This window comes from Clostridium formicaceticum (assembly GCF_001854185.1).
GTDB lineage: Bacteria > Bacillota > Clostridia > Peptostreptococcales > Natronincolaceae > Andreesenella > Andreesenella formicacetica.
The window spans coordinates 431,286-445,873 of record NZ_CP017603.1 but is presented as its reverse complement, the minus strand read 5'-3'; the positions used below and the strand labels follow the sequence as shown (position 1 = coordinate 445,873).

Below are 14,588 nucleotides of genomic sequence, written 5' to 3'. Positions count from 1 at the left end.
ATCTTGAGTAATAAAAAGCATAATGTTATGATAGAATATGTAGGTATTACCATAGGCTGTGCCTTGATGGCCATAAGTCTTAACCTTTTTTTGAAACCTAATACGATTGCTCCCGGCGGTGTGACAGGTTTGGCTATTCTTATTGAAGAATTAATAGGTATACCCATTGATATTACAAATCTTGCTATTAATATTCCATTATTTATTGTGGGGCTTCTCGTACTAGGAAAAGTCTTTGGTGTAAAAACGGCCTATGCCATCTTGATGTTATCTGCTTTCATCAGGATGTTTCTTATTCTCTTTGGAGAAGGAGCGCTTATTACTCAGGATATTTTATTGGCAGCCATATACGGTGGGGTTCTTTTGGGTGTTGGTTTAGGTGCCGTTTTTCGCTTTGGTGGGACAACAGGGGGAACAGACTTAGCAGGAGCCATATTAAACAAATATTTCCCTAGTATTAGTACAGCTAAGCTAATGATGCTGCTAGACTTAATTGTTGTTGCAACAGCTGGTGTAATACAACGAAATATTGAAACTTCTTTATATTCTGTGATAGCCCTTTATATTGCTGTAAAATTAGCAGATTTTATTGTAGAAGACTTAAGTTATGCCAAGGCTTTTTATATCATTTCTAAGGACTCTGAACAAATTGGAAAAAGGATTATGGAAGAAGTTGGAAGAGGGGTAACTGCCTTAGAAGGCAGGGGGCTTTATACTGGTAACAAAAGAGAAGTGTTGCTGTGTGTAGTAAATCGTGCGCAAGTGGCAAAACTAAAGAAGGTTGTTTATGAAATGGATGAAAAAGCCTTTATTATGGTAACTACCATTCACGAGGTATTAGGTGAAGGGTTTAAAGAAATAAAAAAATAGGAGGGAAAGCTTTTGAGTATTGATTACAATTTGTTAAAGGAAAAGTCAAATGTAATACGAAGACATATTATTGAAATGCTTTATGAATCAGCTTCAGGACATCCAGGAGGCTCATTATCAGCGGCGGATATTTTAACAGCATTATATTTTCATGAGATGAAGGTAGATCCTCAAAATCCTGAGAAGGAGGATAGAGATCGATTTGTTTTATCAAAGGGGCATGCAGCTCCAGTGCTATATGCTACTTTAGCAGAAAAAGGCTATTTTCCCAAAGAAGAACTTTATCGCCTAAGAAAAGTTGACGCTATGCTGCAGGGTCATCCAGACATGAAGGGTACACCTGGCATTGAAATGTCCACTGGTTCTCTAGGGCAAGGTTTTTCAGCTTCCTGCGGTATGGCTATAGGTGGAAAAATGGATAAAAAAGACTATAGAATATATACGCTTTTAGGGGATGGAGAGCTGCAAGAGGGAATTGTTTGGGAAGCTGCTATGGCAGCGGCTCATTATAAACTAGATAACTTAACAGCAATTATAGATTTTAACAAATTACAAATTGATGGACCCAATAAAGAAGTGATGAATGTAGATCCTATTACTGACAAGTTTAAGGCTTTTGGATGGCATTTAGTAGAGATTGATGGTCATTCCTTTGAAGAAATTATTAAAGCATTAGAGGAAGCGAAAAATACAAAGGATAAGCCGACTGTGATTGTTGCTAATACCATTAAAGGAAAAGGTGTTTCTTTTATGGAAAACGCAGTAGAATGGCATGGCAATGCCCCAAAGGCGGAAGAGAAAGATAAGGCATTAAAAGAGCTAGGAGGTGAAATAAATGACTAAAAAAATAGCTACAAGAGAAGCTTATGGTCAAGCATTAATAGAACTGGGCAATAACAATCCTGATGTAGTGGTGCTAGATGCGGATTTATCTAAGTCTACTAAAACCAATGATTTTGCAAAAAAGTTTCCTGAGAGATTTTTTAATATGGGTATTGCTGAGCAAAATTTGATGGGAACAGCAGCTGGTTTAGCTACAGTAGGAAAAATTCCATTTGCTAGTACTTTTGCTATGTTTGCTACAGGCAGGGCCTTTGAAATTATCCGTAATTCTATCGGATATCCAAAATTAAACGTCAAAATATGTGCAACGCATGCAGGATTAACGGTAGGAGAAGATGGTGCTTCTCATCAGGCGCTGGAAGATATAGCTTGTATGAGAGTGATTCCAAACATGACGGTAATTGTTCCTGCTGATGCAGTGGAAGCAAAAGCAGCGATTCATGCTGTAGCTGAAGTGCAGGGGCCTGCCTATGTTCGCTTAGGGAGATCGGGTGTCCCTGTTATTAACGATGAGACTACCTATCAATTCCAGATCGGCAAGGGTGTTACTTTGAAAGATGGTAAAGATGCTACCATCGTAGCTACAGGTATTATGGTAAGTGAAGCATTGGAGGCCAGTAAAGCATTAGAAGAAAAGGGCTTATCTGTAAGAGTGATTAATATACATACGATTAAACCTTTGGATAAGGAAATCATTATAAAAGCAGCTGAAGAAACAGGTGCTATTGTGACGGTAGAAGAACATAATATTATTGGAGGATTAGGGTCAGCAGTGGCCGAAGTGATCGTAGAAAATCATCCAGTGCCGATGAAAAGAATAGGAACACTAGATACTTTTGGAGAATCTGGAAAACCCGATGCCTTATTGCAAAAATATGGCTTGACGAAAGAAAAGATTATGGAATCAGTAACCAATATAGTAAAGACAAAAGGTTAAATAAAAACCACAGTGAAGGATTTTCGCTGTGGTTTTTATTTAACCAACTTTTTCCTTCTATGATTGAATAAATTACAGTACAGGTGAATAAATATAGTGATATAGACTGTCTTTATAGGTTATACGCCTTTAATTTAAATCTTAATAGATGAAAATTCATAGGCGTATGTCATATTCATGGCAGTAATTTAAAAGGGGGAGGAATATGAATAATAAATTGAAGTTGCCCAAATTACCTAAGATAAATTGGAAATTATTTATTACCATCATAATTATTATTGTAATTGCAGCCTTAGCCGTAAAGGTTATTCCTAAGTTTATATCAGGGGGTGATAAAGAGGTGAGTTATGAGATATTAGAGCACAGCCAGGTTCCAGAAAAGATTCAAGACATATTACCTAGGTATAAAATGTTGGAAAGAGCCTTAGCAGCAAAGATAGACGAACAAATTTATGTCGTTGTTACAAGGGGAGAAAAATTAACTGGTGGCTACCAAGTAGAGGTTATAAAAATACAGGTAGTAAAAGATAACGATGAAGAAAAGATGGTGGTGCACGCAGTATTCAGCGACCCAGGAACCGATGAATTGGTACCACAGGTCATTACTTATCCTTATGTGGTAGTCAAGACAGATTTAAAAGAACTGCCCCAAAAGGTAGAGTTAAAGGTAGCGTATAAACAATAGGAAATGATTACAATGATTTTAAAAACAGTCTATACAGCATATATTTCTATGCACTGTATAGACTGTTTTTTTGAAGAATTTTCATGGTGTGTATTTTCATCATAAAAAACAAATGCTGTGGAAAAATGTAATATAACTGTAATTGTATTATTGTGAGAGTATTATATAATGAAATTAGCAACAGAGGATAAATTTAGTAACTTAAGTAACGAATCGTTTAGGAGGAGATTTTATTATGAAGGGATTGAAAAAAGCACTAGCTACTATAGGTGTAGTTTCGATAATTTTTACCAGTACATTTACTACTGTTTTTGCAGTAGATGGTATTGCCTATGAAAAACAAAGCAAGGAGACAATTTCCACTGGAGTAACCCATAAACACATTTTGCGATTTAGCAAGGATGGTTGGTTAAATGCAAATGTTATATATATTGATTTAGATAATCCGGCAATTGATTTGGACATACTGCAAAGTGCCGGTGGTGTAGCTACAAAAGAAACCTTATCCACTATGGTAAATAGAAATAATAATGTGATAGCTGCTATTAATACAGACTTCTTCTATATGACAAATCCAGATTCTCCTCTAGGAGCTATGATTAAGGATGGAGAAGTCATCAGTAGTCCTATTTTTGTAGATAATTTTGCTACCTTAGCTGTAAATAAAAATAATCAGGCTTTTGCTGATTATTGGCAGTATGAAATTTATGTAACAACTGATAAGGGAAAAAGTATACCAGTAACCACCATCAATAAATATACCCATGAATATCAATCCATTATGTTGATTGATAAAAATTGGGGCACCAATACCCCTGGGTATAATGAGAAGCATTATGATATGGCGGAGGTGGTTGTTATTGGAGATACAGTGGTGGAAGTGAGACGACAACAACCTTCGACAGTGATCCCTCAAAATGGCTATGTTTTATTGGCTTCTCAAGATAATGCAAAAATTTTATATGACAATTTACAGGTGGGAGACCGAGTAAAAGTAAACACCCAGATCAAGCCCTATGCATTGGAGGATATAAAACTTGCTATAGGAGGGGGTACCGTGCTGGTAAAAGATGGACAAGCCTTCCCCTTCACCCAAACGATATCAGGAAATCATCCTAGAACAGCAGTAGGTATAAGTAAAGATAGAAAGCAATTAATTATGGTAACTATAGACGGAAGACATGCCTCTTTTCAAGGAGTAGATGGAAAACGCTTGGTGGATTTAATGATAGAGTTGGGTAGTCATGAAGCCATTCTGATGGATGGAGGAGGTTCTACCACGATGATGGCGAGAGACTTAGGTGATTTTCAGGCGGGCCTAGTAAACTATCCTTCTGATGGAGGAGAAAGAAGAATTATTAACGGTTTGGCGGTTGTGTCTCAAGGATTTCAGACAGAACTAGGAGGAATTAAGGCAGAAATCAATGAAGAGCGAGGATTTGTCGGAGCATCTAGAGAGATCGCTGTTAAAGGTTTTGACACAAACTATAATCCTGTATTCGTCAATCCAGAAGAGTTAAACTTTACTGTGAAAAAAGGAGACGGTTTCTTTGAAGGCAATTATTTTACCCCTACACAGACTGGTGAAGCAGTGATAGAAGTAGACTATTTAGGAAGAAAGACAGAGGTTACTTTACAGGTACTAGAAGAAATAGGAAGATTGCAAATAACGCCAGAAAGCATTTCTTTGAGTCCAGGAGGAAGTGTTACGCCAAAGGCGGTAGCAATAGATAAAAGAGGATATAGTACTGTTATTCCTACAAAAGATGTAAGCTGGAAAGAAGAAAAAGGGCTGGGTACTTTTAAAAATGGTACTTTTACAGCGGGAGAGAAGGAAGGTACAACCATACTAACTGCCACATTTGGTAATCAAACCGCCACAGTTGCTGTTACAATAGGCTCTAATAAAGCTTCGTTAGGAGGATTAGATCAATATAATCATAAATTTACTGCTTATCCAGCAACGGTATCAGGCAGTGTTTCAAAAGATACAAATACAAAGGTTGGGGGACATTCTTTAAAACTGGTCTATGATTTTACGCAAAGTGATGAGACAAGAGCAGCTTATATTGAGTTTGAAAAGGGCAATATTGTTTTGCCGGACAATACCGCACAGATAGGGTTGTGGGTCTATGCCTTTGAAAATGCTCCTGGATGGATTAGAGGGCATGTGAGAGATGCAGGTGGAACAAGACATACCATTGATTTTAAAAATGGAATCGATTGGACAGGTTGGAAATATCTACAGGCAAATTTACCTCAAAATATTTCATCACCGATGGAGTTAGAAAGACTTTATGTAGTGGAAACAAACAGTAATAATAAGACATCGGGAACGCTGTTATTTGATGGTCTTGATGTTACCTATAGAACACAAGCGGCTACAGCTGTTCAACAAAAGGGTATAGAAGATTATCTAAATATTCCATATCAGACAAAGGGAACACAGTTCTTTATTCACAGCGGTGTGACCTACAGCAGTGATCAAAGTCAGTTGAATGCTGGGACTGCTAATAGATTAAAAAACACGATTAATAATAACTATGATGTGGCTATCTTTACCAGCAGTCTTAACAGTGATATTGCCAGTGGACTAAACAAAACAGCTGTTGTTGCTGCACAAGGCTATGCGATGAAGGAATATGAAGAAAATCTAATTATTTACTTAGATAATAGATCCGGTGGATTGAGAAATACAGACTATAGTCAATGGCCGTGGTTGATGAATCTATTAAACACTACCAATAAGAAAAATATCTTTGTTGTATTACCTAGACCTATTAGCGGATTTACAGATCAATTAGAGGCAAATTTATTAAAAGAAACGCTAACGGAGACAGCAGAGAAGGGTAGGAATGTATTTGTTCTTTATGGTGGAACTGAAGCAGTTAAAGCCGAGTTGATAGAAGGTGTACGCTATATTTCTACTGGCACCTATAATAATACAACTGGAAAAGCTTCTAAGTATGTAGCCTTTAATATTCTACAGGATCAGGTAACTTACCAAATAAAGGACTTGTCTGAATAAAAGCATATGGGAGCATATATAAATAGAACTGAGGATATCAGTTCTATTTTTTTGTGAAGTTGTCTGAGGTAAGATTATTCCCACATATCAAAGTTTATAAATATTTACCTCTATGGTATAATAGTACAGTACTAATGAAATAAGATCTTCTTTAAAAATTTTCTCATCAAAAGTTAGAATCTATAGAGTGATTTTCCAATGCCTTAGGGAAAACACTTGTCATTTATACCGTGTACAAAAAAACTCAAAAAATATCTCATGTATAATCATACAAGTCTATTTTGGCTTATCTGGTGCCATTGTCTCTATGGGTTTACACCTTTTGTCTTCTTACTTCAATGCAGTTTTAAAACCCATTACAAAAAGTATATATTTTTAGCTTTGCACTTAAAAGAAAGGGTAATTTACATTTTAGCTATTTTTATTTACCTAAAAACGATTAATTTAATAATAATATAATTATTAAATTATCAAAAATGATTTCTATGAATAAAAACTAATTTGAAAACAAAGGAGGAAAAAAATGAAGTACTTAAGGAAAAATGTTTATAAAAAATTTGGAATAGTGTTGTTGCTTGTTCTGTCACTAATGGTGGCGACTGCCTGTTCCACAGATTCTACAACTGGTGGTGGAAAGGAAAGAATCGTTTTAGCAGATGCAGGTTGGGATAGTCTTGCTTTTCATAATGAAGTAGCTGCTTTTATTATTGAAAATGGTTATGGCTACCCTACCTATATAGAAATGGGTTCTACACCGATTACTTTTACAGCCCTTAGAAATGGCTCTATTGACGTATATATGGAGATTTGGACAGATAATATTATTGAGGCTTATACAGAGGCACTAGAAGAGGGAGATATTATAGAGGTTTCTACGAACTTCGATGATAATGCACAGGGTCTTTATGTTCCCACTTATGTGATTGAGGGAGATGCTGAAAGAGGCATTGAACCGATGGCACCGGGATTAAAATCTGTTCAAGATTTACCTGATTATTGGGAGGTCTTTAAAGATCCAGAGGATGCAAGCAAGGGAAGAATCTATGGTGCTATACCAGGCTGGGAAGTAGATGAAATTCTTCAAGAAAAAATAAAGACCCATGGATTAGATGAGACTTACAATTACTTTAGTCCAGGATCTGATACAGCGCTTGGAAGTTCTATCATAGGTGCTATAGAAAGAGGCGAGGCATGGGTAGGTTATTACTGGGAGCCTACATGGATTATCGGGATGTACGATATGACGTTATTAGAGGATGTTCCCTATGATGAAGAAAAATGGAATGATGGTTATGCCACAGAAATGCCTGCTGTCGATGTAACTGTTGCTATCCATAAGGATATGTCAGAAAAGGCACCAGAGGTTGTAGCATTTTTAGAAAATTATGTGACAAGCAGTGCTATTACCAGTGAAGCATTGGCTTATATGCAAGCAAATGATGCCACCACCCAAGAGGCTGCTGTATGGTTTTTAAAAGAATATGAAGATTTATGGACTGCTTGGGTACCTGGAGAGGTGGCTGAGGCGGTAAAAGAAGCAATTCAATAAATACTTTTTATGGACAAATAGTGAACTTTTCAAAGTTCACTATTTGTTAGTAAAAAAACAAATCGTAAGTCGCTATATTATCCTTTGGTGTATTGCTAAAACGCCCACTTTAAGAAGTGGGAGATCAAGCACTACATCCTCGAAGTAAATTCGGCTATAATTCAGTGGGGGTAAGAACTCCCCCTGAATTAAGTCTCATTTTATTATAAAGAGAGGTGAGATTTGATTACTGAAATAACACGGTGATCAAAAGACATATGTATGAATTTCCAGAATTTCTAAAATTTGAATTTGGTATTTATGTAGACCATTTTGTTAAATGGCTTGTTAGTAACTTTGGTGGGGTTTTTGATGCTTTAGGAAACAGTATTTTAAGGTTTTTAACCAGTGTAGATTTTGTTTTACAATTGCTGCCTTGGTGGATTTTTATTCTTGCGGTATTGATTATGGGGTGGCGTATTAAGAAATTATCCTCTGGTATTGGTTTTGCTTTTATGCTATTGGTCATAGGCTCCTTTGGCCTTTGGGATTTGATGATATCAACCCTTGCAGTAATCCTAACTTCTGTTGTTATTTCTATTACCATAGGCATACCTATAGGGATTATTATGGCCTATAAGTCCAATCTGGAAATTGTCATGAGGCCCATCTTAGACGGTATGCAGACTATGCCTAGCTTTGTTTATTTAATTCCTGCTATGTTGTTATTTGGCTTGGGTCGTGTTCCAGCGGTATTTGCTACTACGATTTATGCTATCGTACCAGTTATCCGATTAACCAATTTAGGCATTCGAAGTGTCTCTAAAGAAATGGTGGAGGCAGCCCATTCCTTTGGTTCTTCTCCGTGGCAAATACTATACAAAGTAGAGTTGCCACAAGCGTTACCAACTATTATGACAGGAGTGAATCAAACAACCATGATGGCAATGGCAATGGTGGTCATTGCATCCATGATTGGAGCACCGGGATTAGGTAGAGAGGTCTTAGTAGCCATCAATAGAATTGATATCGCTCAAGGTACAGAGGCGGGATTAGCCATTGTTATTCTTGCTATTATTATCGACAGGCTTACACAGGGTGTAGCAGATAAATTCAAGGTAGAGAAGTAAAGAAATCCAGTATAAAAGAATAGAAGGTAGGCGATGAAGGATGTCGGTACAGTTAAAAGTTGAAAGTCTAATAAAAGTTTTTGGTAAAAATCCTAAAATTGCTTTGAAAAAGTTAGAAAAAGGAATATCTAAAGAAGAGATACTAAAACAAACAGGTCAAGCTGTTGGAGTGAACAATGTATCCTTTGAAGTAAATAAAGGAGAAATTTTTGTTATTATGGGGCTTTCTGGTAGTGGAAAATCAACTTTGATTCGATGCTTAAATCTACTAAACAAACCAACAAAAGGAAAAATTTATATAGATGGAGAAGATATTGTGCAATACAATAAACAACAGCTCAGGAAGCTTAGACAAAATAAAATTGCTATGGTATTTCAGCACTTCGGACTTTTCAGTCATAAAAGTGTTATAGAAAACGTAGCCTATGGTTTAGAAGTAAAAGATATAAGCAAACAAGAGAGGTATAAGATTGCCGAGGAAATGCTGGAGGCTGTAGGATTAGGGGGTTGGGGGGATAAAATGCCTCATCAATTAAGTGGAGGAATGCAGCAAAGGGTGGGATTGGCAAGAGCCCTAGCCAATGATCCTGATATTTTATTGATGGACGAGCCCTTTAGTGCGCTAGATCCATTAATTCGTCGAGATATGCAGCTGGAACTTTTAGACCTTCAGGCGAAGTTACAAAAGACAATTATTTTTATTACCCATGACGTAAATGAAGCTTTTAAAATAGGGGATAGGGTTGCTGTTATGAAGGACGGAGAAGTTGTACAAATAGGTACGCCAGAGGAGATTTTGTCTAATCCTCAGAACGGTTATATTGAAGACTTTATCAAAGACATTGATAAATCCAAGGTGGTACAAGCAAAACACATTATGTTCCACCCAAATCCTTTGGTTTCTATGAAGGATGGACCTAAGGTAGCAATGAAGGAAATGAAGGATCACGGTCTTTCTAGTATCTTTGTTGTTGATAAAGATAGAAAACTTCAAGGGATTATTACCATAGAGGATACGATAGAAGCAATTAAAGAAAATAAAACTTTGAAGGAGATTTTAAGAAAAGATTATTATACAACGGATCAAGAAATTTACGTACAAGAGCTGATTCCTAAGGCGATTGATACAAAGTATCCGATAGCTGTTGTGGATGATTCAGAAAAACTGTTAGGCATTATTGTGCGGGTGTCTGTTTTATCTGGACTAGCATAGATTTAACAAAACAATATTCATGGCACTATTAGCAAAGGTACCCATTAAGGGTGCCTCTTTTTTCATTTATGACAACATGTGGATGAGGTAGAAAATTTTACATAAAGGATTTTGGTGTCTTTTTCCGAATGTATAAATAATGTAAGATTATGTAAGATCAGTGTTTTATGACTAAAAAGGAGGACAATAATGATGAATAGGAAATTAAAGAAAATAATGATAGGCACTGCAATCGCCTCAGCTGTATTCACTTCAACAATGACGCCCACCTTTGCTAACACCGTCACCCATAGAGTAGGCACAGGGGACACCCTCTGGATCATTTCTCAAAAATATCAAGTATCTTTAGAGGAAATTTATCAGCTTAACCCTCAATATAGGAATAATTCTGCAATTAACGTAGGGGATGTTGTCAATGTGCCAGCAAAACAGCAGCAGACGACCTATACTGTACAACAAAATGATACGCCATGGATTATCAGCAATAAATTCAAAATAAGTCTGAAGGACTTTTTAAAAGCCAATGGTTTAAAAGAGGGGCAACATATTTACCCTGGGCAAAAGGTATTGATTCCTGCCGCTTCTAATAGTGCAATGACATACACTGTTCAAAACAATGATACCCCTTGGATTATCAGTAATAAGTTCAAAGTGAATCTTAATGACTTTTTACAAATCAATGGCTTAAGAGAAGGGCAGCATATTTATCCTGGACAAACCGTGACGATACCAACATCATCAGGAGTAACACCTCCTGCTTCCAATACAACACCTCCTAATTCTTCCAGTAGTCCTAGCAAGTCCTATGTTACCCATACTGTTAAAAATGGAGATAACCTATGGGATCTTTCTATCCAATATGGTATTCCCTTTAAAGAGCTGCAAGACGTCAATGGATTAAGAGATAATCATGTATTAAGATTAGGAGATCGACTGACAATTCCAGTATACCATATTCCTGTTAAGTCAACGCCAGGTCCTCAATATGGGGAATTATTAGATTGGTGGACAGAAGCACAGTATGTCATTCCCATAGGAAAGGTCTTTATCGTAGAAGATTTTTATACAGGGCGAAAATGGACCATGAAGCGTACCATAGGAGCAAACCATGCAGATGTAGAACCACTAACAGCTAGAGATGCTGCTATTATGAAGGAAGTATGGGGTGGAAACTATAGTTGGAACAGAAGACCAGTGATTGTTGAAGTGGATGGCAGAAGATTAGCAGCATCTGCCAGTGCAATGCCTCATGATGTACAATACATAAACAATAACAATTTTCAAGGTCATAGTGACCTATATTTCTCCAACAGTACGCGTCATGTAGATGGAAAAAGGGATGATGCCCATCAGAAAAATGTATTGATAGCAGCGGGAAGATAGAATGAGACTTCATTCAGAGGGAGTTTTTACGCCCTCTGGATTGTAGTCGAATTTATCTTATTATCAAATACTTTACTGGGTTAAGACCCCCACTTCTATAAGTGGGCTTTGAATTAGGTGGAGTAGAGTCGCCATCTGATTCCCCGATGTTCAGCTTTAGCTGGACGAGTTCACTAGCTATGAAGTATTTTTATAAAAGATGCTAGAAGATTTGATCTTCTAGCATCTTTTTCTAATAGATGGGAAATTATAAATTTCAATGCTAATAGAAAATTAAAAAAGATAAAGTAAACTTATTTTAAAAATGTCACAACTTTGCTTTTAAGAATTGTTGAAATAGGTATATATAAACTAAATAACTCAAGTAAATAAACTATATGGGGGAGGAATTTCATGATGGATCAATTTCGTTTAAAACCAGAAGCATTAACAAGTCCATGCCGTATTGAGGACTTGGGTTTTGAAACTACAGCAGAATTAGAAGCATTAAAAGGAATAATTGGACAAGATCGTGCGGTAGAAGCCTTGGAATTTGCTTTAAAAATTAAAAAAAAGGGCTATAATGTCTTTATTGCTGGCTTAAGTGGTACGGGAAGAAATAGTTATGCCCATTCCATTACAGAAAAGTTTGCTAAAGATATGGAGATTCCTAACGATTGGATATATGTATTTAATTTTAAGAATCCTGATATACCTAAGGCTTTAAGCATGGAAACAGGACTAGGGTTACAATTCAAAAAAGATATAGAAGGTATGATAGAGATCTTAAAAAAAGAAATACCTATAGCTTTTAATGGAAGGGAATATGAAACGAAAAAGAATGAAATTCTTCGGACATTTCAGCAGAAAAATCAAGAAATTGTAGGTGAACTAAATAATACAGCACAAAACTCTGGTTTTTTATTTAAGGAATCAGAACAAGGGTTGATTACCGTGCCTTTAAAGGACGATAGGCCCATGACCCAAGAGGAATACAATAACCTTAGCGTAGAGGAAATGGAAGAAATTAGGCACCGTTCCAATCAGCTGAGCTTAGAAACTTTAGAAATCCTTAACAAGTTGAGAGGTCTAGAGGAACAACTGCGTGATGCAGTGAAAAGACTTGATAAAAAAATTGCCTATGATATTATCAATTATCATATCAATAAGCTAACACAACGCTACGGACATAGAAGAGAACTTCGAGAATTTATGAATGAGGTGGAAGAAGATATCCTTGAAAATATTGAAGCCTTTAAAAAAGAAAAGGAACAAAAAGAACCAGAAGAGCTTTTGATGATGCCTCTACAATTTAATGAAAACTTCTTTAATCGCTATAAGGTGAATTTATTGATTAACAATGCAGCCTTAAGACATGCTCCTATTATCAATGAAACCAATCCAACCTTCTCAAACTTGCTGGGTACGATTGAATATAAAAATGAGATGGGGATTTTAAAAACAGATTTTATGGAAATTAAACCGGGTTCATTACACAGGGCAAATGGAGGTTTTCTTATTATACAGGCAAAAGAAATATTATCTCAGCCCCATGCATGGGAAACGCTAAAAAGAACTTTAAAAACGGGAGAAATCAACATTGAAAGTCTGAATAAACAAATGGGTTATGTGGTAACCTCTAGTCTAAAACCTCAGCCTATTCCTATTGATGTAAAGGTCATCATTATAGGGGATGCTTCCATCTATCATCTACTTTTTAGTATGGATGAAGATTTTAAAAAATTATTTAAGATTATGGCGGATTTTGATGTGGAAATGGAAAAAAATCAAGAAAATGTAATGAAAATGGCAAAATTCATAGCAGCGCATTGTAGGGAAGTAGGATTAAAAGACTTTGATAAAACAGCTGTTGCTAGGATCATAGAGTATAGCTCAAGACTAGCGGATCATCAAAATAAATTAAGTTCTAGATTTAATCAAATTGTTGAGGTTTTATATGAGGCAGATACATGGGCTCAGCTAGAGGGTGTAGATCAAGTAACCAAACAGCATGTGGAGAAAGCGATACAGAAAAAAATCCACCGTAATAGCAAATATGAAGAAAAATTAAATGAGATGTTTGAAGAGGGTACCCTATTGATTGATGTAGTGGGAGAAAAAATAGGACAAATCAATGGTCTTGCTGTTATGGGGACGGGAGAACATTCCTTTGGTAAACCTAGCAGGATAACAGTATCTACTTATCAAGGGAAGGCAGGCATCATTAACATAGAAAGAGAAGTCAAAAAAAGCGGAAGTCTACATGATAAAGGGGTATTAATATTGAGCGGTTACCTAGGCTGCAAATATGCACAGGAAAAACCCATGTCCCTTTCCGTCAGTGTCAGTTTTGAGCAAAATTATTCCATGATTGACGGAGATAGTGCTTCAAGTACAGAGCTGTATGCGATACTCTCCAGCATTGCGCAGGTCCCCATCAAGCAGAATATTGCTGTTACAGGATCAGTGAATCAAAAAGGAGAGATCCAGCCCATTGGAGGGGTAAATGAAAAAATAGAAGGATTTTTTGATATTTGTAAGCGCAAAGGGCTAACTGGGGAACAGGGTGTAATGATTCCAAAACAAAATATAAAAAATTTAATGTTGAAGGAAGAAGTTATCAAAGCAGTAAAAGAAAGTAAGTTTCATATTTACGCTATAGGTCATGTAGAAGAAGGTATTGAGATACTAACAGGAATTCCTGCCGGCGAAAAAAACCACAAGGGGGAATATCCAAAAGAAACAATCAATGGTCTGATTACAAGTAAGTTGAAAAACTTAATAAATGAGGAGGAAGAAAAATAACGAAAACGTTGCATTTTATCGAAAATTTTGTTAAAATTTTATAAATGGACAGAAAAAAACAAGTAATATTTTATCAAGTATTACTTGTTTTTTGCAATTATACATTGACTTTACAAAAAAAACTATGATAAAATAGTGGTCAAGTAAAGTACACTATTCTTATCAAATTAGTATGGATTAAATCAAG

The 14,588-nt window shown here is 36.2% G+C and carries 10 protein-coding genes; all 10 read left to right on the top strand.

Going from position 1 to position 14,588, the window contains the following annotated elements; all coding sequences use genetic code 11:
- The first annotated feature begins 3 nt into the window (after positions 1 to 3).
- The 10 genes from BJL90_RS01980 (at position 4) to BJL90_RS01935 (ending at position 14,401) form a co-directional block, all read left to right on the top strand.
- On the top strand, positions 4 to 870 hold the full coding sequence (locus BJL90_RS01980; RefSeq protein WP_250637590.1) for a YitT family protein: 867 nt from the start codon (positions 4 to 6) through the stop codon (positions 868 to 870).
- Positions 871 to 888: 18 nt separating this feature from the next.
- Complete coding sequence (locus BJL90_RS01975; protein ID WP_070972904.1) at positions 889 to 1,713, top strand: transketolase; 825 nt, start codon at positions 889 to 891, stop codon at positions 1,711 to 1,713.
- Positions 1,706 to 2,650 (top strand): transketolase family protein, encoded by a 945-nt coding sequence (locus BJL90_RS01970; RefSeq protein ID WP_070963812.1) that lies wholly within the window; start codon positions 1,706 to 1,708, stop codon positions 2,648 to 2,650. The genes BJL90_RS01975 and BJL90_RS01970 overlap by 8 nt, the downstream gene beginning before the upstream one ends.
- A gap of 205 nt (positions 2,651 to 2,855) precedes the next feature.
- Positions 2,856 to 3,335 (top strand): protease complex subunit PrcB family protein, encoded by a 480-nt coding sequence (locus BJL90_RS01965; protein WP_070963811.1) that lies wholly within the window; start codon positions 2,856 to 2,858, stop codon positions 3,333 to 3,335.
- Positions 3,336 to 3,570: 235 nt separating this feature from the next.
- Positions 3,571 to 6,363, top strand: coding sequence for a phosphodiester glycosidase family protein (locus tag BJL90_RS01960; protein WP_070963809.1), 2,793 nt, complete (start codon positions 3,571 to 3,573; stop codon positions 6,361 to 6,363).
- Between the two features lie 523 nt (positions 6,364 to 6,886).
- Positions 6,887 to 7,912 (top strand): ABC transporter substrate-binding protein, encoded by a 1,026-nt coding sequence (locus tag BJL90_RS01955; RefSeq protein ID WP_070963807.1) that lies wholly within the window; start codon positions 6,887 to 6,889, stop codon positions 7,910 to 7,912.
- 242 nt (positions 7,913 to 8,154) lie between these two features.
- Positions 8,155 to 9,021, top strand: a complete 867-nt coding sequence (locus BJL90_RS01950) for an ABC transporter permease (RefSeq protein WP_236905005.1) — start codon at positions 8,155 to 8,157, stop codon at positions 9,019 to 9,021.
- A 40-nt stretch (positions 9,022 to 9,061) separates the two neighbouring features.
- The gene (locus BJL90_RS01945; RefSeq protein ID WP_070963804.1) at positions 9,062 to 10,234 is read left to right on the top strand and encodes a quaternary amine ABC transporter ATP-binding protein; all 1,173 of its coding nucleotides are present in this window, start codon (positions 9,062 to 9,064) and stop codon (positions 10,232 to 10,234) included.
- Positions 10,235 to 10,426: 192 nt separating this feature from the next.
- Complete coding sequence (locus BJL90_RS01940) at positions 10,427 to 11,617, top strand: LysM peptidoglycan-binding domain-containing protein (protein WP_070972902.1); 1,191 nt, start codon at positions 10,427 to 10,429, stop codon at positions 11,615 to 11,617.
- A 396-nt stretch (positions 11,618 to 12,013) separates the two neighbouring features.
- Positions 12,014 to 14,401 carry a Lon protease family protein gene (locus BJL90_RS01935; protein ID WP_236905004.1) on the top strand — a complete coding sequence of 796 codons (2,388 nt, stop codon included), beginning with the start codon at positions 12,014 to 12,016 and terminating at the stop codon, positions 14,399 to 14,401.
- The last annotated feature ends 187 nt before the right edge of the window (positions 14,402 to 14,588 follow it).